At 60.4% G+C, this 20,969-nt stretch carries 15 protein-coding genes and 2 tRNA genes; 6 read left to right on the top strand and 11 right to left on the bottom strand.

Annotation, left to right across the window (positions count from 1 at the left end):
* Window positions 1-31: 31 nt before the first annotated feature.
* The 11 genes from MU846_RS02290 to MU846_RS02340 all read right to left on the bottom strand — a co-directional run bounded on the left by MU846_RS02290 (window position 32) and on the right by MU846_RS02340 (window position 12,199).
* Window positions 32-1,435 (bottom strand): DUF1329 domain-containing protein, encoded by a 1,404-nt coding sequence (locus MU846_RS02290; RefSeq protein WP_246947830.1) that lies wholly within the window; start codon window positions 1,433-1,435, stop codon window positions 32-34.
* A 66-nt stretch (window positions 1,436-1,501) separates the two neighbouring features.
* The gene (locus MU846_RS02295; RefSeq protein ID WP_246947832.1) at window positions 1,502-3,508 is read right to left on the bottom strand and encodes a DUF1302 domain-containing protein; all 2,007 of its coding nucleotides are present in this window, start codon (window positions 3,506-3,508) and stop codon (window positions 1,502-1,504) included.
* A 368-nt stretch (window positions 3,509-3,876) separates the two neighbouring features.
* Window positions 3,877-6,516: an aminopeptidase N gene (gene pepN / locus MU846_RS02300; RefSeq protein WP_246947834.1), complete on the bottom strand. Its 2,640-nt coding sequence runs from the start codon at window positions 6,514-6,516 to the stop codon at window positions 3,877-3,879.
* Window positions 6,509-6,802, bottom strand: coding sequence for a DUF1315 family protein (locus MU846_RS02305; protein ID WP_246947835.1), 294 nt, complete (start codon window positions 6,800-6,802; stop codon window positions 6,509-6,511). The genes pepN and MU846_RS02305 overlap by 8 nt, the downstream gene beginning before the upstream one ends.
* 26 nt (window positions 6,803-6,828) lie before the next feature.
* Complete coding sequence (locus tag MU846_RS02310) at window positions 6,829-7,716, bottom strand: NAD(+) kinase (protein WP_246947837.1); 888 nt, start codon at window positions 7,714-7,716, stop codon at window positions 6,829-6,831.
* 98 nt (window positions 7,717-7,814) lie between these two features.
* Window positions 7,815-8,885: a cyclic nucleotide-binding domain-containing protein gene (locus tag MU846_RS02315; RefSeq protein WP_246947839.1), complete on the bottom strand. Its 1,071-nt coding sequence runs from the start codon at window positions 8,883-8,885 to the stop codon at window positions 7,815-7,817.
* A gap of 135 nt (window positions 8,886-9,020) precedes the next feature.
* Complete coding sequence (locus tag MU846_RS02320) at window positions 9,021-10,394, bottom strand: hypothetical protein (protein WP_246947841.1); 1,374 nt, start codon at window positions 10,392-10,394, stop codon at window positions 9,021-9,023.
* A 585-nt stretch (window positions 10,395-10,979) separates the two neighbouring features.
* Window positions 10,980-11,056, bottom strand: a tRNA-Asp gene (locus MU846_RS02325).
* Window positions 11,057-11,116: 60 nt separating this feature from the next.
* Window positions 11,117-11,192: transfer RNA gene (locus tag MU846_RS02330), tRNA-Val, on the bottom strand.
* A 180-nt stretch (window positions 11,193-11,372) separates the two neighbouring features.
* Window positions 11,373-11,564, bottom strand: a complete 192-nt coding sequence (locus MU846_RS02335) for a hypothetical protein (protein ID WP_246947843.1) — start codon at window positions 11,562-11,564, stop codon at window positions 11,373-11,375.
* On the bottom strand, window positions 11,561-12,199 hold the full coding sequence (locus tag MU846_RS02340; RefSeq protein ID WP_246947845.1) for a TetR/AcrR family transcriptional regulator: 639 nt from the start codon (window positions 12,197-12,199) through the stop codon (window positions 11,561-11,563). Before MU846_RS02340 ends, MU846_RS02335 begins: the two co-directional genes overlap by 4 nt.
* 271 nt (window positions 12,200-12,470) lie before the next feature.
* On the opposite strand from MU846_RS02340, the gene MU846_RS02345 reads away from it, so the two are divergent.
* Genes MU846_RS02345 through MU846_RS02370 form a run of 6 tightly spaced genes read left to right on the top strand, consistent with a single transcriptional unit; the run spans window position 12,471 to window position 20,820 of the window.
* Window positions 12,471-14,264, top strand: a complete 1,794-nt coding sequence (locus MU846_RS02345) for an acyclic terpene utilization AtuA family protein (protein WP_246947847.1) — start codon at window positions 12,471-12,473, stop codon at window positions 14,262-14,264.
* Between the two features lie 16 nt (window positions 14,265-14,280).
* Entirely contained in the window at window positions 14,281-15,177 is an 897-nt protein-coding gene (locus MU846_RS02350) for an SDR family oxidoreductase (RefSeq protein WP_246947849.1), read from the top strand.
* A complete protein-coding gene (locus tag MU846_RS02355; RefSeq protein ID WP_246948279.1) occupies window positions 15,164-16,780 on the top strand; it encodes an acyl-CoA carboxylase subunit beta in 1,617 nt (538 codons plus the stop codon). Before MU846_RS02350 ends, MU846_RS02355 begins: the two co-directional genes overlap by 14 nt.
* Before the next feature lie 16 nt (window positions 16,781-16,796).
* A complete protein-coding gene (locus MU846_RS02360; RefSeq protein ID WP_246947850.1) occupies window positions 16,797-17,957 on the top strand; it encodes an acyl-CoA dehydrogenase family protein in 1,161 nt (386 codons plus the stop codon).
* Between the two features lie 33 nt (window positions 17,958-17,990).
* Window positions 17,991-18,794: an enoyl-CoA hydratase/isomerase family protein gene (locus MU846_RS02365; protein WP_246947851.1), complete on the top strand. Its 804-nt coding sequence runs from the start codon at window positions 17,991-17,993 to the stop codon at window positions 18,792-18,794.
* A 13-nt stretch (window positions 18,795-18,807) separates the two neighbouring features.
* Entirely contained in the window at window positions 18,808-20,820 is a 2,013-nt protein-coding gene (locus tag MU846_RS02370) for an acetyl/propionyl/methylcrotonyl-CoA carboxylase subunit alpha (RefSeq protein ID WP_246947853.1), read from the top strand.
* The last annotated feature ends 149 nt before the right edge of the window (window positions 20,821-20,969 follow it).

Genomic DNA, 20,969 nt, shown 5'->3' on the forward strand with positions numbered 1-20,969 from the left:
ACGCGCTGCATGCCCGGATACTGCACGTTCTTCAGCGGCCGCGCCGACGCAGCGCTGCAGGGTGGAAATACTGATCACCCGGCGTTGCCTGCGAAAAGTCCAGTGTGGAAGATTCCTCGTTCGCGAGCAGCTGCACGTGGTAGCGGCGAGCGCGAAGGTCGTGGAAGGTTTCCAGCGCTGTCCATTGCGTCGGTACTTCGTAGTAGTTCTTGATATAGGCCAGGCTGACACGCCACAGCTCACCGCGGCTGTCGTACTGGTCAATCGCGGCGATCTGCCAGGAGTCGGCATCGATATAGAAGGTGCGGCGTGCGTAGATATGGCGCTGCCCGCTCTTCAGGTTCGCTTCCACTACCCAGACACGATGCAGCTCCCAGCGGCTATGCTCCGGATTGACGTGGCCGGTCATCAGCACATCGCTGTACTTCAGATCGGGATTGGACAGGCGATAGTTGTTGTACGGAATGTACATCTCTACCGGCTGCTCATGCACGAGGCGCCAGTCGTAGCGATCGGGCGAGCCATTGTACATATCGGTATCGTCGGCGGTGCGCAGGCCATCAGAGGCTGCAATCGGCGTATCATAGGCCAGGTTTGGCGAGCGCTGTACGCGACGGGTGCCGGCGTTGTAGCCCCACGCCTGGCGTGGCAACTTCTGCTGATCCAGCGTTTCGTGGACTAGCACCGCACCACCTGCCAGACGTGCCGGCGCCGTGGTGAACGACAGGTAATAGAAGATGATGTTGTCCAGCTTCTCTTCGGAAAGCTGCGGGTCGTAGTAACGGAAATACACCTCCTGCTGCGAGGTGACCAGCGAATAGGAGCCATTGCGCTGCACCGCAACTTCCGAGGCACGGCGCACCACATAAATGCCCCGCCAGCGCAGAATGTGGTTCCAGATCGCCTGTAGCGCTTTCTCTTCGTTGGTGCCGTTCAGGATCGGGAAAGGAATCCCGCCAAAGGCGCCGGTCACACCGCTGGCCCCCAGCGTCGCTGTGGAAGCATTCTTCTTGGTGTTGTCATACACCCACTGCGGCGCCGATGTGGTGCGGCGGCTTTGGTAAACATTGATATTGAAGGTATCCGGGTAGGTTTCCATCATCGCACGCACACCGGCCGGCACTTTATCTGCGTACTGCCCCACGTTTTGTGCGTTGATGGTCAGCAACACCTTGTCGCCCGCAAACGGGTCGGGGTGGTGCTGGCCGGGCCGTGTGTAGCTGGCAGGGATGTCAGCCTTGTCAAAGCCGCTCCAGGCAGGAATGCCCTCGGGGCTGGACGGGTCTTTGCCATTGCCCTCCTTGATCGCCCCGAAAGGCGTCAGGCTGTTTCCCAGCTTGGCGGCATCTTGAGCCGATACCGCTGCATGGGAAACGGAGGAGGCCGCTAGCGCTAGCGCCAGGGCACTACCCGCAAAAGTCAGTTTTTTCAGCATGTTTGTTCTCTCCGTCAGCATTCTTTTTTGCCGGGGGGGCCATGCCCTCCCCGGCTTGTTCTTTTGTCAGAACGAATATCGTACCGAGATGGCCGCGTTGTCGCGGTCTCTCAATTTATTGCTGTAGCCCGCGCCCCAGAAACTCGTTGCTTGCACACCCAGCTCCAGATTGTTGCGGTAGACGAAGTTAAGGCCCAGTGTTGCGGCTTTGCGATCTTCCATGAAATTGCCGCCGATCACGGAGTTGCCTCGCACGTCGTGGGAAATGCTCAAGCTCGGCGCAAAGGCGATGCCGGCAAACAGATCGTTATACGTGGCGCGCAAGGCGGCGCGATAACCCCAGGAGAACCGGTCCAGGTAGGTTTTGTAGACATCGTCCGGTGACTGAATGCTGGCTTCCGTTTCCTGAATGGCCGCCGTGGAGTTGTAGTAAAGGCGGCTGCCGTCCGCAGCGCGGCGATCCAGACCGCCAGCGTGTTCTGCGCCCAGCTCGAGCAGGAACAGCAAGCCGTCGGTGCCCAGCATCGGGCCGAAGCTGAAAATACTGACCAGCGAAGCGTTCGTCATTTTCGCTTCGTCGTAGAAATAATAATACTGGCCGGCCGTTGCCGTAGAGTTTGGATCAAGGCAGCTGCCGCCAACCCGAGCTCGCACACAGTGGTTGGTGAGCATACCGATGGTCGGCGCCACCCCTTGCAGCCCTGCCGCAGCCGAAACCGCCGCCAGGTTCTGGATCAGGTTATCACCCACCTCGTTGATGATCGGTTGTTTCGGCCGGTAGGCAATTTCACCGGAAAGTGCCATGGTGCCGATGTTGGAGCTGAAGCTGAAACCGAACATGTCGATGTCTTCGCCGTACACCATCATGTACTCGGTGTCATCGACCATGGCCGCTGTGCCGAGCGCACCCCCGCCAAGATTGATACTGTTGAGGCGGGCGCCGACCACTGGCAGCTTCGCATGGGTGCGGGTGTAGTAAAAACCGAACTCGGTGCCGTTCAACGCATCGGCAAAATAACGCGCGGCGATCCCGAACTGGCCGCTATCGCCGGCCTCTTCATCCGCTGCGCGGCTGACCGTCACCTGGGTCGCTTCGTACTGGTAGTCGCTGCCGTAGGTCGCCATGGTATAGCCGGCAAAGGCATCGGCAATAGCAGGTACCCCTGCGGAGGCGGCGATCAATCGGCCGTCCACCACCACGTTACTGGCACCCTTGCCGGGAAACGCATCGTTGGTGGAATAGAACGTGCCTACCGGCGCATCCTCGGTGTTCTTCCACTCGTATTGATAAAACGCTTCGGCCGTCAGGTTGTTGGTGAGACCGTAGGAAAAATAGATGGAGCCAAGTGGCAACAGTGCCTCTTTGATCTCTGCTCCCGGCTGCCGCAGGGCGGCAAGATCAATGTAGTTGGCGGAGTTGATGCCGTTTTGCATGAACAGCGCCTCGCCCCAGTTGATGACCTGGCGGCCGGCGCGAACCAGCAGCGGGCGATCAGCAATCTGGAACTCGCCCCAGACATAGGCATCAAGCATCCGCGAACGCTGGCCCAGGTTGCGTCGGGCTGCACGGGTGAAGCGATCACCGGCGCCGTTGTTGGCATAATCCGAATAAAGTGCGTACCGGTTGGAACCGCCGAAGCCAGGGACAGGGCCGCCCGGGATCAGCGCGCCGCCATCATGGCCGCCATCCATGATCACGTGGTCATAAAACGTGGTGCCGCGCGCGAACAGACCATAATTGTTGCCGAAATCCAGTGCCAGCTCGGAGGTCGCCTTGCCCACCAGAGAAGCCAGCCCTGTATCGTAGTTGTTGTTGGCATCGTTCTTGTTGATCTGCGTGCTGTAACCACGCGTGGACATGTAAACAATGTCATCTGTCGCGGCCAGCATGCGATCCTGACCTTCGGTACGCCACATCGCACCCAGCGACAGATCGGTATCGAGACGGCCGGAAATATTCGGATTATCAAATTGCAATTCGAATGCGTGGGCAGGCAACCCGAGCGCAGTAGCAAGCGACGCACTGGCGATCGCAGTCGCCAGACGTTTCTTCAGCATGGTCTTGTTTTTCATTGCGCAACTCCGTGATTGCGATTATTTAGCGCTAGCGCCTTGTTATTGTTGCGACCTGGCGGTGGGGACCAGGCTGCTCTCCCTTTTTACCAGACTCACCGCAAGGGCTGTCTAGTCGTATTTTCTTATATTCAAAACCATATCAGCGGCGTACGCCACCGTAAAACGTGACTTGAAGGTCGGCCGGGTCAAACAAGCCCCGTCGGGATGATCGAGCCATCAGGACACTCGTCAATCCTAGCGCGGCAGATCAGCACTTGGCCATCACCCGCTTGCTTACCCGGCGCTGTGAGCCATGCGACAGAAGATGTCGGCAGCTTGCGCCTGGGCAGGCTCGACGAACAGCGCGCCGGGCCCGCCCCTTGCCATCAGGATGAGCTGGCGAGAATACGTTCCAGCACTTCGGTCAGATTGGCTGACCGGGGTACCTTGAGCAACCCGCGCAAGGCGCCGCCGAGCAGCGCCCGGCGCCCTTCTGGCAGCCGCGGCAGGCGGGCGCAGGCATTGGCCATTCTGGCGGCAACTTGCGGGTTCACCGCATCGAGCCTGCCAAGTGCATCAGCGTAGAGCCGATACCCTTCACCTGAGGCCGCATGGAACGCGGTCGGATTGGCGTTGGCCAAGGCACCCAGCACAGCACGAACGCGATTAGGCACGCGCCAATCAAAACCTTCATGCGCCAGCAGTGCCTGCACGCGGCTGAGCGTGGTCTCGCCGGGCACGGTGGCCTGCACCGTGAACCACTGATCCATCACCAACGCCTCGTCATGCCACTGCCGGGCAAAGGCATCCAGCGCCTCGTCTGCCCCTGGCAGGCCGTAATGCACCAACAGACGCAGCGCGCCGAGCTGATCGGTCATGTTATCAGCCTGCTGAAACAATACCGTCAAGTGGCCCGCCAGCCGGGCGTCGCCGGCCGCCGCGAGATACGCGAGCGCGCAGTGGCGCAAGCTACGGCGGCCAATATCTGCCGCCACCGGCCGATAAGGGCCTGCAAGCGTATTATTCTGCTCCGCCTGCCACCACAAGCTGCTCAACTGCTCGCCGATGGCAGCCCTCAGCGCCTCACGGGCGCGATGCACCCCATCCACATCCAGCTCGGGCAGCCGATCCGCCAGCGCCTGCTCGCTCGGCAGCGTCAGCAGCAATGCCGCGGCGGCGGCATCGTCATCCGCCCGCGCAAGCACCTGCCGCAATGCCGGCGCCAGCGCCGCTGCCTCATCCTCTGCGGCAGCGCGCACTGCCTCGCCGGGCACGCTCAGCAACCGCGTGACAGCAGCGTGGTATAGCCGCTGCGCCGCATCCCAGCGGCTGTAGCCGTCGTCGTCATGCGCCAGCAGAAAATGCAGCTGCTCGGTAGTGAAAGCGTAATCAAGCTCCACCGGAGCAGAAAAACCGCGCAACAGGGACGGCACCGGCGCCTCTTTTTGGCCGTGCAGCGGAAAACGGAAGCTCTGCTCTTCCTGCGTCAGCACAAGCACCGTTTCAGTGCTGCCATCCGGCAACGGCAGCCGCTGCCCGTCAGCCCCGAACAAGGCAAGGCGCACTGGCATCATTAATGGCTGTTTATCCGGCTGGCCTGGCGTCGGTGGCGTCCACTGGCGAAATGTCAGCACATAGTCGCCTTGCTCGATATGCCCCTGCACAGCAAGGTGTGGCGTGCCGGCCTGATCGTACCAGCGGCGAAACTGCTGCAAATCCAGCCCGCTCGCTTCCGCCATACAATCGAGAAAATCATCGGTCGTCACGGCCTGGCCATCAAAGCGGCGGAAATACAGATCGGTGCCGGCGCGAAAGCGCTCTGCGCCCAGCAGCTCGTGCTGCATGCGGACCAGCTCGGCACCTTTTTCGTAGATCGTCACGGTATAGAAGTTATCAATCTTCTGGTAGGCCGCCGGCCGAACCGGATGCGCCATCGGCCCCTGATCTTCCGGGAACTGCACCGCCCGCAGCACATCGACATCTTCCACCCGTTTCACGGCGGCAGAATTCATGTCTGCCGAGAAACACTGGTCGCGAAATACTGTCAGGCCTTCCTTGAGGCTGAGCTGGAACCAGTCACGGCAGGTTACCCGGTTGCCCGACCAGTTATGAAAATACTCGTGGCCGACCACCGATTCGACGCGCTGGAAACCCGCATCGGTGGTGGTTGCGGGGTGCGCCAGAACACAGGCGGTATTGAAGATGTTCAGGCCCTTGTTTTCCATCGCGCCCATATTGAAATGGCTCACCGCCACGATCATGTAGATATCCAGATCGTATTCCAGCCCGTAAACGCGCTCGTCCCAGGCCATCGCCGCTTTCAATGAGCGCATGGCGTGATCGAGCTTGTCCAGATCGCGAGGCTCTGCATAGATCTGCAAGGAAACAGTACGCCCCGAGCCGGTCTGGTACTGGTCTTCAAGGCAGGCCAGATCGCCCGCTACCAGCGCAAAAAGATAGCTGGGCTTCGGGTGCGGATCTTCCCAGGTCACCCAGTGCCGGCCATCGGCCTCTTCGCCGCGGGCGACCGGATTGCCGTTGGAAAGCAGCAACGGGAAGCGCGCCTTGTCGGCCCGTATGGTGGTCACGAAACGGCTCAGCACATCCGGCCGGTCCGGGTAGAAAGTGATGCGACGAAATCCTTCCGCCTCGCATTGGGTGCAGAACATGCCACGCGACATGTACAGCCCTTCCAGCGCAGTATTCAAGTGCGGCTTGATCGTCACCTCGGTGAGCAGCGTGCAGCGCTCCGGCAAGCCGCGTATCACCAGTCGCTCGCCATCGTAGTCATATTGCGCCTTCGGCCACGGCTGTCCGTCCACTTCCAGCCGGCACAACGCCAGCTCCACACCGTCGAAGACGTAGTCCGCCGCGGGATCGGCATCCGCACGCCGCTCAAGCTCCAGCGTGGTCGTGACGCGGCTGTAATCATCGTATAGCGCCACGTCCAGCGACGTGCGCGGGACATGAAATACCGGTGCCTGGTAATCCGCCAGGCGGATCAGATCAGCTTGTCCGTCACGCATGGGAGCCCCCTTTCGCGGGCCGCAGGTCAACGGGCTGCTCGGTCTGCGGATCGTCGGTGTCACATTCGGGCACCGGCACAAACCCGGTGCGCTGATCCTCGGGCACCTCGTTGCGAACCTCCCACGCCAGCACGGCCTGCAAACTCAATTGGCGCTGCTCGGCAGTGAGGCGGCGGCCGTCCGGCCAGCGGCCGGTTTCCACTGCTCGCCGCATGTTGTGCCAGACTTCCATGCTCATGCTGTCCACCAGCGCGGCGAAATCCCGGGGCGTCGAATCCTGTGTCATAAGTGGGCCTCGTCAGGGGGTGACGATCAGGCGTCACCCAGGCGGCTGCTCCAGCCAAGCTTGGAGCGGCACGCTTCGTAGAAGTCATGCCCCGGCGGATGCAGCAGCTTCAGGCGCTGCGGCTTTTTGCCAAGGCGAATTTCGTCATCCAGCTGCACACGCACGCCATCCTGCCCGTCGCAACTGACCAGCGGGTGCAGGCGATGGGTGGTCACGCGCAAACGAATATCACTGTTGCCATCCACCACCAGGGGGCGGCTGGTCAAGGTATGGGGATTGAGCGGCACCAGCACAATGGCATCCAGCCGCGGGTGCATGATCGGCCCACCACCGGAGAGTGCATATGCGGTAGAGCCGGTGGGGGTGGAAATGATCAGGCCGTCAGAGCGCTGCTTGTAAACAAACAGACCGTCGATGAACAGCTCGAATTCCACCATGTGGACGCTGTCCCCGGAGAGCAGCACAACATCGTTGAGGGCACTGCCCCGGCCGATGATCGCATCGCGCCGCCGCACTTCCATATCCAGCAGGAAGCGATATTCGGTGGTGTACTCACCATCCAGCACCTGGCCGACGCGCGTTTCAAGCTCCGAGGGCAGGATATCGGTGAGAAATCCCAGCCGCCCCCGGTTGATGCCGAGCAAAGGCACGTCGAAGCCGGCGAAAGTGCGCGCCGCACCCAGCAGCGAGCCATCGCCGCCCACCACGATGACCAGATCGCAGGACTGCGCCAGTTGCTTGCGTGTGCCCGCCTGCAGGCCGAGATCACCAATATCCGCCTGCAAGGTGTGTTCGATGATGATGTGGCAGCCACGCTGTTGCAGAAAGTGCACCAGCTGACGCACTGAATAAAGCGCCTGCTCGCCACCGGCGCGGGCCACCAGGCCGATATTACGAAACATCTCGCGCGGCACGGGTACCTCGTGTCTGGTTAGGGCTTGTCCACCGCTCAGGAGCCTTCCATGTCGCGGGAGATCATACCAGCGATGGCGCCGCTTGTACCCCGCCAGCGTCAGCCAGCAGCCCCTGCCAGCAGCGGATTCCCGTTGAGCCCGCCCTCCATTACCTGTACCTCGATACCCGCATTACGCAGCAGGAATACCGCGGATGCACTGCGGCGGCCGGTATCACAGTAGGCAATATAGGGGCGCGAGGGGTCCAGCAACCGGCTTTTCAGGCGCAACACGCTCAGCGGCAGGTTCAGCGCACCGGGCAGATGCTGCTGTTCATACTCGTCGGCGGTACGCACATCAAGCCACCGGGCACCTTCGGCAATACGGCGTGATGCCTCATCCGCCCCCACCTGATCCACCACCGGCTCGCGCAGCAATTGGTCAAAATCGGGACGATCAAGGCGCATCAGCACGCCATCGGTCGCCATGCTCACCGTTGCATTGCGCGGCGCACCCGCCAGCAATGCTTCTTCACCGAACCATTGGCCGGTTTCCAGGATCGCCACCGGGGTGGCTTCGAGCGCACCAGGAGCACGCACCGATACCTCGCACATCCCTTCCTTGATGATGAAGCAGCAATCCGCCTCCTCACCCTGGTGGATGATGGCCTCGCCCGCCTTGTGCTTGCGCTGCCGCAGCCGCCGGAAGATCTCGAAGATATTGCCTGGCGGCACGCGATAGAACAGCCGTGAACGCAGCAGCCTGGTCATCCATTCGCGATCACTCTCATACGCAGCATTGGCCTGGATATCGTGCATCACAAACCGTACCGACTGATCCCACGCCAGCAACGCATCGAGCCGTGCACTGTCGAAACAGACCACTGACACATCGGTGGCCGCAGTGGCTCGCCGGCGCCGTGGCTGGCAATGATCCAGCGGGTGCCAGGATTCGATCCCGCCGGCACTGACTTCCTGCGTGCCGCCCTCGACATCTGCCAGCGTGACCTCCCCGCTGAGCAGATAGACCGTCATGTTATCGGTGTCACCCACATCAAACAGCACCTCCCCCCGCCGGTAATGCCGCACCTGCTGTAGATCAAGCAGTCGATCAAGATGCTCACCACTGAGTGCGTTGACAGGCACAAATGTCTGCAGCAGACGCTTGTCGATGGACGTCCCCTGGGACATAGCCGTTATTCTCCTTATTTACCGCCATAAAACACCTGGCGGGCGGCGCCATCTTCCCCAAGGCGCACGCCACCCGCCACCCCCAGACAAGCAGGATTCGTACCAGAACCTGCCTTCAATGATGGCTATATGAAATTATTTGAACTTGAGTACGTTTTCGATCGCCACATCCGAGCGGCAATTGGGGCAACGATTGGAATTGCGGTCGGAAACCCCCGGCTTGAACTGGTTGGGAACATCAACGCGGATCACTCGCTTGCCACAGGCGCTGCCGTCGCTGGTCGCAACCTGACATACCGGGCTCTCGTAGTGACGCAACCAGGCACGGTAATGCTCTTCGGTGACCAGGCATTTTCGCGCTGCAAACGCCAAGGGGTTTTGCATGTAATCGGAAATTTCCTGGGCGCTGATGGAGACATGCCCGGCACCCGGATGAAACGCGATGAAATTCAACCCCAGCGCTTGCAACTTCTCTAATAGTTTCTGAGCACCACTGTTCGCCATGCGGATCTGCTCACGCCGGGCATCCTGCAGCTCCTCTTCCAGCGCCGCAATCCGCTCCTCGCGATCCAGCACCTCCAGCTCCTTGCCGTGCATCTGCTCGGTCAGCCGCGCACGCTCTTCTTCCAGCCGCTGCGCCAGCGCACGGCGATATTGCTCGGTGAGAATTTCGATTTCGCTACCCTGAGAAGCGTGCTGCCGTGCCTGTTCCTCCAGGCTGCTATTGAGTGATTCGACCTGCTCCTTGAGCGATACGTTCTGCTCTTTCAACGCGGCATTTTGCGATTTGAGGGTCTTGAACTGCATCAGCACCTTTTCCAGCTGGGTGCTGAGAATTTCTTCTTTCTGCTGGTGGGCATAGCGCAGCTGCGCCACTTCATCGCGATGCTTGCTCTCCATCGTCTGCACGCGCAGGCGCAGCTCCTTGATAGCACGCGCCAATCTCAGCCGCTCCTGCTCGGACTGCCGCGCCGGCTCCGGCGCTGCGGGCGCCACGGTGGGAATCTGAGCCACTGTCGGCGTTACCTGCACCGGCATGGCAACCGCCACCGGCCCTGAGTCGTCCACAAACAAGCCCATCTTGCGCCCCCGCTCACGCAGGGTATCGCGAATGAATACAAAATCGTTGGCGCCCGGCTTCATGCTCGGATCCCACAGCTGCTCCTGGTGCCAGGCAACCGGGCATTGGCTGCGACAAGCCAGGCGGATCGGGCCGATACCCATATCCGGGCCGGGACCGGCGTGTTCAAGCAAGTGACGCAACGGAATATTCCAGGACGTGTCGGCCATGCCGTCTTCGTCGAAATCAATCAGGAACAGCACGATCCCCAATATCTGAAGGCGTGAATCGACCAGCGTGTAGGCTCCACGAACTTCAGTATCGGCAAACTCGGGAACCCCCACCATGCCATCAAGAATCGCTTCAAAATCAGAATAAAGCATACTCTTGGTGACGCCACGCTCATCGAAAAAAAGCACGGCCTCAGACGTGACGGATGACAGGCTCATCTTGAAATCCCTTATTGTCGGCCTCTTTATTATCGGGCCTGATCCGAGCGCCCCTTGGCAGCGCCCGGCATGCCGTCAGCCCCCCGGGCTGGCTCGCCGATTATAATCAGGCCTCTTGCGAAGAGTGTGACTTGCATTGCAGATAAAGAAAAGGTTGCTCGCAGCCATCCGGCAACGCGCAAGACCTGATCGGATACGGGGTTGTGACAGAGATCAAAAGAAGAAACGGAAGGGAAATCTGTTACAGCAAAAGCATCAGCCAGCGGCTACACAAGCATGGCAGGAGGGGGTGAAGACTACAGCTCGAAGCCGTCGTCCTCACCCAGGAAGCATTCTTCTTCAGCGTCATCCAGCGCTTCAAGCCAGAGGCGCTCTTCCAGGCGCTCGTCAATCAGTTCGTCCATTGTGAAACTCCTTGTTTTAGTTCAGGTATTCCATAGCCAGGCCAGAAACAGCCAGGCCACGTGCATCATGATGCACTTGAGAATATGACAGGAAAATGACGTATCGGTTCCCGCAGGCGCCGCCGGGCGGCAGGGAACAGACTACAGGGAAAGTAAAAAGGAAGGTGACGCGTTGCAAGAGTGGCGGAGCGGACGGGACTCGAACCCGCGACCCCCGGCGTGACAGGCCGGTATTCTAACCAACTGAACTACCGCTCCACTCTTGAACTACTCCGGTTTCGAAAGTGCTGCTTCGAACCGGTTTCCAGTTATGGAAACTGGTGGGTGGTGACGGGATCGAACCGCCGACCCCCTGCTTGTAAGGCAGGTGCTCTCCCAGCTGAGCTAACCACCCGAAAGAGGCCGCCATTCTAGGGCTTTCGGCCCCGCTGTCAACGCCTTTCTGCTCTGCATGTAAAAAAATAATAACGATTGGATGATAAACAGCCAAAACTGCACATAACTGACCAAAACATGAGCAACCTGCTGTTTTTCTGAGGGTTTCCCGCGCCGAATGGCTGCGGCCACTGCCCCTCTACTGCTCCTCGAGTGCTTCTATATAGGCTCGCGCCACTTCCAGGCTTGGAAAACGCTGCGGCACGGTCTCGCCATTGCGGTCGGCGACGAGATAATGGCGCACTCGCAACATGCGCGTCACCGGATCCAGATCCCCCTCCTCCAGAATGGTGTAACCACGGCGGCCCCATGCCGTCACATTACCGATCATGTGCTGCTCACCTCCGGCAATGACGCCTCACCTACGATACGGCGCACGATAAGCCGCGCCAGATCATCCAGCCGCAGGCTGCCCTGTTGATCAAACCAGGTGTTCGTCCAGCTGGACATACCTGTCATCAGGCGCCGCATGATCACTGGATCGTCGCTGAAATAACCCTCGGCATGAAGCCTGTTCAACACATCCAGCCACAGTGTCTCATAGATATCACGTAGCGCCAGTGTCTGCGCCTGCTTCTCCGGCGAGAGACAGCGCCATTCATACACCAGCACGCTCATCGCCTCGCGCGTGTCGCCAATGATGGATTGCAGCTCACCGCGCACCAGCGCCAGCAACTGCGCCACCGGATCACTGTGCGCATCCCGTGCGCGCCGCAAACGATCAGTATTGAAGCGGATCACCTCCACCATTACCGCAAACAGGATATCTTCCTTGGTGGGGAAGTGATGGAAAATACTACCACTCTGGATACCCACCTCACGGGCTATATCTCGCACCGTGGTGCGATCAAAGCCCTTGTCGCGGAATAATCGGGCCGCCGCACTGAGCAGCTTGCCTCGCGGCGAATCGTCCATTCCGTAGATCTGTGTCGCCTGATCCGGGGCCATGCCTGTCAACTGGGTCATGCCTGTCACCTGCCTTGTATCGGGCGCGCCGAAGCCCGCCCGCCTTATCGAAAGCCTCGCCATCACGGCGTGTACGCACCGGCACGCGGCCCTGACCGTTCCGCTCAATGGCGACAACTCTGGTCAGGTAACGGGTGCCGCAGGCCTTTACAGACCAAGCGCTTGCTTGGTAGCTTACCGAACTAACCTGAGCCGGCACAAGCCGCCGGCTCTCTGTTCGTCAAAAGACCCACGCTGGTGCCTTGAAGCCGCCAGCAACAAGGAGCAGGCCATGACCTCCGCACCCATCCGTATCGGCTGTGCCGCTGGTTTCTGGGGCGACACCAATACCGCCGCCTTTCAGCTCGTGCGCCAGACCGAACTCGATTACCTGGTATTCGACTATCTTGCCGAGGTGACTCTTTCGATCATGGCCGGCGCGCGCATGAAAGACCCGGCCATGGGCTATGCGCATGATTTTGTCACCCAGGTGATGGCCCCGCTGGCAAAAGAGATCAAGGGAAAAAACATCAAGGTGATCAGCAACGCTGGCGGCGTAAACCCGCAGGCGTGCCGCAAGGCGCTGGAAGAGGTTTTCGCCGCCGCCGGCGTGGATCTTAAAATCGCGCTGGTCGAAGGTGACGATCTCAATACCCGCCGGGGCGAGTTGGGTGACGCCCGCGAAATGGAAACCGGTGCACCACTGCCGCCCTTCACCGTCACCATGAACGCCTATCTGGGCGCGCTACCCATCAAGGCGGCACTGGATGCCGGCGCGGATATCGTACTGACCGGCCGCATTGCCGACTCTGCACTGGCCCTCGGCCCGCTGATGCACGAGTTCAACTGGTCTGAAACCGATTACGACAAACTGGCGCAAGGCTCTCTGGCCGGCCATGTGATCGAATGCGGCGCGCAGTGCACCGGCGGCAATTTCACCGATTGGGAGCAGGTGCCGGATTATTTCAACATGGGTTTCCCGGTAGCCGAGTGCCATGCAGACGGCAGTTTCATCATCACCAAACCGGACAATACCGGCGGGCTGGTGAGCACCGCGACCGTGGGCGAGCAGATCGTTTACGAGATCGGCGACCCGCGCGCGTATCTGCTGCCGGACGTGGTGTGCGATTTCACCCAGGTGACACTGGAGCAGGTGGGCGACAACCGGGTGCGCGTCAGCGGCGCACGCGGGCTGCCGCCCACCGATCAATATAAGGTATCGGCCACCTGGCCTGACGGGCAGCGCATCACCGCCAGCTTCCTTATCGGCGGCATCGATGCGCCGCGCAAAGGCCAGGCCGTTGCGGATGCAATCCTGAAAAAAGTGCGCGGCATCTTCAAACAGCTGGGTATGGAAGATTTCCGCGATGTGTCCGTCGAGCTGCTCGGCACCGAAGCCACCTACGGCGCTCAGGGCCGGCGCAACGACACTCGCGAAGTGGTGGTGAAAATCGGCGCCGTTCACAATGACCGTAAAGCGCTGGCCATTTTTGGCCGCGAGATCGCCCAGGCGGCAACGGGCATGGCGCCGGGCCTGACGGGAATTGTCGGCGGCCGGCCCAAGCCGATGCCACGCATCCGCCTGTTCTCCACGCTGGTGAGCAAAGAGAAGGTCACCAACCATATCGACATCGCCGGGCAGCGCATTGACGTCGCCGTGCCTGCGGGGCAGCCACTGGATATTGCCAGCCTGCCGCAAGACACACCGCCGACGCCAGCCACTGATGCCGGCAGCCACACTGTGCCTCTGGTGCAACTGGCGTGGGCCCGCAGTGGCGACAAAGGCAGCCACTCCAATATCGGTGTGATTGCTCGTGATCCGAGCTATCTGCCTTACTTGTCTGCCGCGCTTACCGAATCAGCGGTGGCCGATTTCATGCGCCACACGCTGGATGCCGAGCATGGCAGCGTGCAGCGCTGGTACATGCCGGGCCTCAACGCCTTCAATTTCCTGCTCAAGAATTCGCTGGGCGGCGGCGGCATGGCGTCTGTCCGTATTGATCCGCAGGGCAAGGCATTTGCACAACAGCTGCTGGATTTCCCGGTGCCTGTTTCCGACACACTTTATTCCACCTTGAACAAATAAGAGAGGCCAGCCAACGATGGGTTACCGTTCAGTATTCCGCCCTGACCTGTTTGCCGGACGCAATATCATTGTCACCGGCGGGGGCAGCGGTATCGGCCGCTGCACCGCTCATGAACTGGCCAGCCTTGGCGCGCAGGTCATCCTGATCGGCCGCAAGGAAGACAAACTTCGCCATGTCGAAAATGAGATCATCGAAGATGGCGGCAAAGTGCTCTGGTTCACCTGCGACATTCGTGAAGAAGAAGCCGTCAAGGCAACCGTTGCCGCCGTGTACAAGGCGGTCGGCAATGTGCACGGGCTGGTGAACAACGCGGGTGGGCAATTCCCCGCACCACTGGCGCTGATCAACCAGAAAGGCTGGGAAGCCGTGGTGCGCACCAACCTCACCGGCGGTTTCCTGATGGCGCGCGAGGTATTCATTCAGGGCATGAACCGTGGCGGTGGCAGCATCGTCAATATTGTTGCCGACATGTGGGGCGGTATGCCGGGGATGGGCCATTCCGGTGCAGCCCGCGCCGGCATGGACAACTTTACCAAAACAGCCGCGTTTGAATGGGGCTGTGCCGGCGTGCGCGTCAATGCCGTTGCGCCAGGCTGGATTGCATCCAGCGGCATGGATACCTATCCGGAAAGCTTCAAGAGCACCATCCGTACACTTCGTGCCGCTGTGCCGCTCAAGCGCATGGGCGAGGAAGCCGAGGTTTCTTCGGTGATCTGCTTCCTGCTTTCTGACGCAGCGGCATTTGTCAGTGGCGACACCGTGCGCATTGATGGTGCGGCCTCACAAGGCAACATCGCCATTTTCCCGCTGCCGGATCACAACAACAGCAAGCCGTACGATGGCTTTCACCGGGCCGTTACGCCGGAGCTGTTCAATGAAAATTCTGAGGATGACGACAATGCCGGTCATTGAATCCCAGCTGGATGTCCTGAATGACGAGTTCAACCAGAACCGAGAGGCAATGCTCAAGGCGGTGGAGGAATTCCGGGCGATCGAAAACAAGGTCGTGGAGAAATCCGAGAGCCAGCGGGCGCGTTTCGAGAAGCGCGGTAAGCTGCTGCCACACGAACGCGTGGCCCGCCTGCTTGATCCCGGCTCGCCGTTTCTGCCGTTGCAACCACTGGCAGGCTATATGATGCACGACGACCGCGACGGCACCGAGGCCGGCGGTGGCAATATTGCCGGCATCGGGTATGTGGCCGGCACCCGTGCTCTGATCGCGGCCAGCAACTCGGCGATCAAGGGCGGCACCATTACACCAGCCGGCCTGCGCAAGAGTTTGCGGCTGCAAGAAATCGCTCGCGAAAACAAGTTGCCGATCGTGTCTCTCTCGGAATCCGGCGGCGCCAACCTCAACTATGCCGCCGAGATATTTGTCGAAGGTGCACGCACTTTTGCCAATCAGGCGCGCCTTTCCGCCATGGGCATCCCGCAGATCACGGTAGTGCATGGCAATGCGACCGCAGGCGGCGCTTACCAACCCGGCCTGTCTGATTACTGTGTCATGGTGCGCGGGCAGGCGAAAATGTTTCTGGCCGGCCCGCCTCTGCTCAAAGCGGCCACCGGCGAAATCGCTACCGACGAAGAGCTTGGCGGCGCCGAGATGCACGCTACTGTCGCCGGCACAGCAGAATATGTGGCCGAGAACGACGCGGACGGAATTCGTATCGCACGCGAGATCGTTGCCAGCCTTGGCTGGGCAGATCAACTACCCGCCCGAGAGAAAAAAAGCTTTCAGCCGCCGCGCTATGCAGCCGAAGAACTGCTCGGCGTGGTGCCGGCGGATCCGCGCAAGCCCTATGACGTGCGGGAAATCATTGCTCGCATCGCTGATGATTCTGCGTTCCTGGATTTCAAAAACGACTGGGACAGCGGCACTGTGTGTGGCTGGATGCATCTGGAAGGCTACCCGGTCGGTGTGATTGGCAACAATGGCCCCATCACTCATCAGGGCGCAGCCAAGGCAGCCCAGTTCATTCAACTGTGCGATCAAAGCAATCGCCCTCTGCTGTTCTTGCATAACACCACCGGCTTTCTGGTGGGCACCGAGCCCGAACAGGGCGGCATCATCAAGCACGGTTCAAAAATGATTCAGGCGGTAGCCAACGCTCGGGTACCGAAAGTGAGCATCCTGATCGGTGGTTCCTACGGCGCAGGCAACTACGCCATGTGCGGCCGCGGCCTTGACCCACGCTTCGTGTTTGCCTGGCCCAACAGTCGCGTCGCCGTCATGGGTGGCCAGCAGGCCGGCATGGTGCTACGCATCGTAGCCGAGCAGAAACAGCGCTCCATGGGCATCGAGCCCGACGAGAAAGTGCTCGACATGCTGCAACAAAGCACCGCCCAGAAGCTGGACAGCCAATCTACCGCCCTTTATGGCACCGCACAGATGTGGGACGACGGCATTATTGATCCTCGCGACACGCGCCAGATTGTCGCATTCGTGATGGATATCTGCCGCGAGGCAGCCGCTCGTCCTCTCAACCCCAACACCTTTGGCGTCGCCCGCCTCTGATCCGCAGGAGAACATCATGCTGTTTACGCAAGAACACGAAGAAATGCGCCGCACCATGCGTCAGTTCATCGAAAAAGAACTGAACCCGCATGTGGAAGAATGGGAAGAGGCAGGCGCCTTCCCCACTCATGAAGTCTTCAAGAAGATGGGCGACCTTGGCCTGCTGGGCGTCACCAAACCCACCGAGTATGGCGGCCTGGGCCTGGATTACTCTTACGGGCTGGTGATTGCCGAAGAACTCGGCAATTGCCTGTGTGGTGGTGTGCCGCTGTCGATCGGTGTGCAGACCGATATGGCCACCCCCGCACTGGCTCGATTCGGTTCTGATGAGCTGCGCCGCACTTATCTCGCACCGGCCATCGCCGGCGAGATGGTTGCGAGCATTGCCGTCAGTGAGCCACATGCCGGCTCCGATGTTGCCGCGATCAAGACGACCGCGCGCAAGGATGGCGACGACTTCATCATCAACGGCACCAAGATGTGGATCACCAACGCGCCGACCGCTGACTGGTTCTGCTTGCTGGCCAACACATCGGATGGCAAGCCGCACATGAACAAATCAATGATCATTGTGCCGGCTGACGCACCCGGCATTACCGTTGACAAACCGTTGAATAAACTGGGTATGCGCTCATCCCAGACCGCACAGGTGTTCTTCGATGATGTGCGCGTACCCCAGCGCAACCTGGTCGGCCAGGAAGGCATGGGCTTCATGATGCAGATGATGCAGTTTCAGGAAGAGCGCCTGTGGGGTGCAGCATCGGGGCTGCGCGGCTACGACAACCTGATCGACGCGACCATTGAATATACCCGCGACCGCCAGGTGTTCGGTATGCCGCTGTTGGACAACCAGAGCGTGCATTTCCGCCTGGCCGAACTGAAAACCGAAGTCGAGCTGCTGCGCAGCCTGGTTTATCGTGCCTGTGAAGAATATGTCAATGGCGGTAACGTGCTCCAGCTGGCCTCCATGGCGAAACTCAAAGCCGGGCGTTTGTCACGCGAAGTCGCAGATTCCTGCCTGCAATACTGGGGCGGTAACGGCTTCATGTGGGACAACCCTGCCTCACGTGCATGGCGCGACGGCCGGCTGGCGTCCATCGGCGGCGGTGCCGACGAAATCATGCTTGGCATCATCTGCAAGACCATGGACATCTTGCCCGGCAAGAAAAAGAAATAAGCGGCGCGCTTTGCACTGCAAGGAGAAAAGAGTATGTCTTTGCCAGACACACAGACACTTTTGCTGGAGCAGGACGGCCCGGTTTTACGCGTGACGCTGAACCGGCCCGAGAGCCGCAATGCCATGAGCCTGGCCATGGTCAACGAGCTGATGGCAGTGTTCGCAGCAGTAGCCGACGATCCCGCCGTACGCGTGATCGTTCTGCGCGGCGCCGGCGGGCATTTCTGCGCTGGCGGCGACATCAAGGATATGGCTGGCGCACGCGCACAGCTTGCCAGTGGGGAGTCCGACGCCTTCTATATGCTGAATCGCCGCTTCGGCGAAATGATTACCGCAACCAATGCGCAGCCGCAGGTTATTGTCGCGGTGCTTGAAGGCGCAGTACTCGGCGGCGGCTTCGGGCTGGCGTGCGTATCAGATGTAGCTATCGCCGCCGACGATGCACAGTTTGGCCTGCCGGAAACTGGCCTGGGCGTCATCCCTGCGCAGATCGCACCCTTCGTGGTACAGCGTGTCGGCCTGACGCAGGCCAGGCGCCTGGCGCTGACCGGCGCCCGTTTCAACGGCGCGGAAGCCGCTCGGCTGGGCATCGCCCATGAGGCGGTCCCTGCAGCAAAGCTTGATGAACGCCTGGCGGAAACACTTGCACAGGCTCGCCGCTGCGCCCCGCATGCCACACGCGTCACCAAGCAGCTGGTGCTCGATACACTGGTGCAGCCGCTGGATCAATTACTGGATCAGGCGGCGCGTGATTTTGCCAACGCCGTAGCCAGCGAAGAAGGCAGCGAAGGCACCATGGCCTTCGTTCAGAAACGTCTCCCGAAATGGGCTGAATAAAATGGGCACACATATGGCCGTCAACTCCGCCTTTGACAAGATTCTTATCGCCAACCGTGGCGAAATTGCGTGCCGTGTCATCCGGACGGCGCGCGACATGGGCTACCGGACAGTGGCGGTATTTTCCGACGCTGACCGGGAAGCCCTGCATGTGGCATTAGCCGATGAAGCCGTCTGTATTGGCCCTGCCACCGTCAGCCAGTCTTATCTCAACGTCGATGCCATTCTCGATGCAGCGCGCCGAACCGGTGCCAACGCCATCCATCCCGGCTACGGCTTCATGTCGGAAAATGCCGATTTTGCGCGCGCTTGTGAGGCGGCCGGCATCGTTTTCATCGGCCCGCCGGTCGATGCGATTCATCTGATGGGCTCCAAGCGGCTGTCGAAGATCGCCATGCAAGAAGCCGGTGTGCCCTGCATCCCCGGCTATGAAGGCGAACAACAGGACGATGCCAGCCTGATGGCCGAGGCAGAGCGCATCGGGCTGCCACTGATGATCAAGGCATCCGCCGGGGGCGGTGGCCGTGGCATGCGCGTCGTCACCGATAGTGCCGACATTGCCGAGCAGTTGCGCAGTGCGCGCAGCGAAGCACGCAACGCATTCGGCAGCGATGAGCTGATCCTTGAACGCGCCGTCATGCGCCCGCGCCATATCGAAATTCAGGTATTCGGCGATCGACACGGCAACGTGATCCATCTCGGCGAGCGTGACTGCTCCGTACAGCGCCGCCACCAGAAGGTGGTAGAAGAAGCGCCTTCGCCCGCCGTCGATCCGGCACTGCGCGAGCGCATCGGTGCAGCGGCAGTGCAAGCGGCGCGTGCCTGCAATTACTTTGGCGCAGGGACCGTGGAGTTTCTGCTCGACGCCAGCGGCGATTTCTATTTCCTGGAAATGAATACGCGCTTGCAGGTCGAGCACCCGGTGACAGAACTGATCACCGGGCAGGATCTGGTGGCCTGGCAAATTCGTGTCGCACGTGGTGAGCAGCTGCCGCTGACACAGGAACAGGTGAAGCTTGACGGCCACGCCATCGAGGTGCGCCTCTATGCCGAAGACCCGGCAGCGGGTTTTCTGCCTCAAACCGGGCCGGTACTACGCTGGCAGCCCGCCAGTGGCGATGGTGTGCGCATTGATCACGGCCTGCGTGAAGGCTATAACGTTGGCAGCCACTATGATCCGATGCTGGCCAAGATCATCGCTTGGGGAGATACACGCGACGATGCACGCCGGCGCCTGATCCGTGCGATCGAAGATACTAAACTGCTCGGCGTTCACGATAACCGCCGCTTTCTGGCCGCCATCCTGCGCCATCCCGTCTTTGCTGACGGCTCTGCCACCACCGCATTTATCGGTGACGAGTTTGCGGCTGATGCCAGCCTTGAGACAATCGCGCCGACTAGCCAGGACTGGGCGGTCGCGGCAGCACTGATCAGTCACAATTATGGGCAGACGGAGCGCGGCCTCACCTCACGCGGCGGCGGCCTGGCCGAGCAGCGGCTGCATCTTCAGAGCGATGGGTTGAAGCAGGATGTTGTGGTGGGCGCCGATGAGCGCGGCAAGCTGACCGTGCGCATCAATGACCAAGCCCATCACGTCCGCCTGAGCGTCGATCAGCAACAGGTGGAAATAGACGGCATTTTGCAGCCTCTCTCAGCCACACTGGTTGCAGGTGACGTCTGGCTGGCCGGGCCTGGGCTTGCCTGGTGCATTGAAGATCACACCTACGCTGCGCCGAACGTTTCCGGCGGTGCCGGCAGCGGCCAGATCCGTGCCCCCATGGACGGCGCGGTGCTGGATGTAATGTGTAAAGAAGGCGACACGGTGCAGAAAGGCCAGGTGCTTGTGCTGCTGGAGGCGATGAAAATCGAACACAGCCTCAAGGCAGATGCTGACGGCATTGTTGCCGCAGTAAATGTCAGCGCGGGTGATCAAGTGAAAAGTAAACAAATACTGCTATCCATATCGACCGAAGCCATATCGACCGAAGACAGCACCGAACTTGCTCAGGAGGGGCCGGCCAGTTAAGGTTAGCAGCCAAAGTTGACCGGATGTTAACGCGTCCTGCGGAGACGAATGTGCCGCCGTCACGGCCACCCTTCGTGATGGCGGCACAGAACTGATCGGTCACCGATATCGGTCACCGGACGTTGCCCACCATGCGATTACAATCACAT

It is taken from the genome of Alcanivorax quisquiliarum (assembly GCF_023051175.1).
Taxonomy (GTDB): Bacteria; Pseudomonadota; Gammaproteobacteria; order Pseudomonadales; family Alcanivoracaceae; genus Isoalcanivorax; species Isoalcanivorax quisquiliarum.

What these genes read in the sequence shown, in the direction of transcription:
- MU846_RS02290 (WP_246947830.1), bottom strand. Translation starts at nt 1,435, where the DNA reads ATGCTGAAAAAACTGACTTTTGCGGGTAGTGCCCTGGCGCTAGCGCTA.
- MU846_RS02295 (WP_246947832.1), bottom strand. Translation starts at nt 3,508, where the DNA reads ATGAAAAACAAGACCATGCTGAAGAAACGTCTGGCGACTGCGATCGCC.
- pepN (WP_246947834.1), bottom strand. Translation starts at nt 6,516, where the DNA reads ATGCGTGACGGACAAGCTGATCTGATCCGCCTGGCGGATTACCAGGCA.
- MU846_RS02305 (WP_246947835.1), bottom strand. Translation starts at nt 6,802, where the DNA reads ATGACACAGGATTCGACGCCCCGGGATTTCGCCGCGCTGGTGGACAGC.
- MU846_RS02315 (WP_246947839.1), bottom strand. Translation starts at nt 8,885, where the DNA reads ATGTCCCAGGGGACGTCCATCGACAAGCGTCTGCTGCAGACATTTGTG.
- MU846_RS02320 (WP_246947841.1), bottom strand. Translation starts at nt 10,394, where the DNA reads ATGAGCCTGTCATCCGTCACGTCTGAGGCCGTGCTTTTTTTCGATGAG.
- MU846_RS02335 (WP_246947843.1), bottom strand. Translation starts at nt 11,564, where the DNA reads ATGATCGGTAATGTGACGGCATGGGGCCGCCGTGGTTACACCATTCTG.
- MU846_RS02340 (WP_246947845.1), bottom strand. Translation starts at nt 12,199, where the DNA reads ATGACCCAGTTGACAGGCATGGCCCCGGATCAGGCGACACAGATCTAC.
- MU846_RS02345 (WP_246947847.1), top strand. Translation starts at nt 12,471, where the DNA reads ATGACCTCCGCACCCATCCGTATCGGCTGTGCCGCTGGTTTCTGGGGC.
- MU846_RS02350 (WP_246947849.1), top strand. Translation starts at nt 14,281, where the DNA reads ATGGGTTACCGTTCAGTATTCCGCCCTGACCTGTTTGCCGGACGCAAT.
- MU846_RS02355 (WP_246948279.1), top strand. Translation starts at nt 15,164, where the DNA reads ATGCCGGTCATTGAATCCCAGCTGGATGTCCTGAATGACGAGTTCAAC.
- MU846_RS02360 (WP_246947850.1), top strand. Translation starts at nt 16,797, where the DNA reads ATGCTGTTTACGCAAGAACACGAAGAAATGCGCCGCACCATGCGTCAG.
- MU846_RS02365 (WP_246947851.1), top strand. Translation starts at nt 17,991, where the DNA reads ATGTCTTTGCCAGACACACAGACACTTTTGCTGGAGCAGGACGGCCCG.
- MU846_RS02370 (WP_246947853.1), top strand. Translation starts at nt 18,808, where the DNA reads ATGGCCGTCAACTCCGCCTTTGACAAGATTCTTATCGCCAACCGTGGC.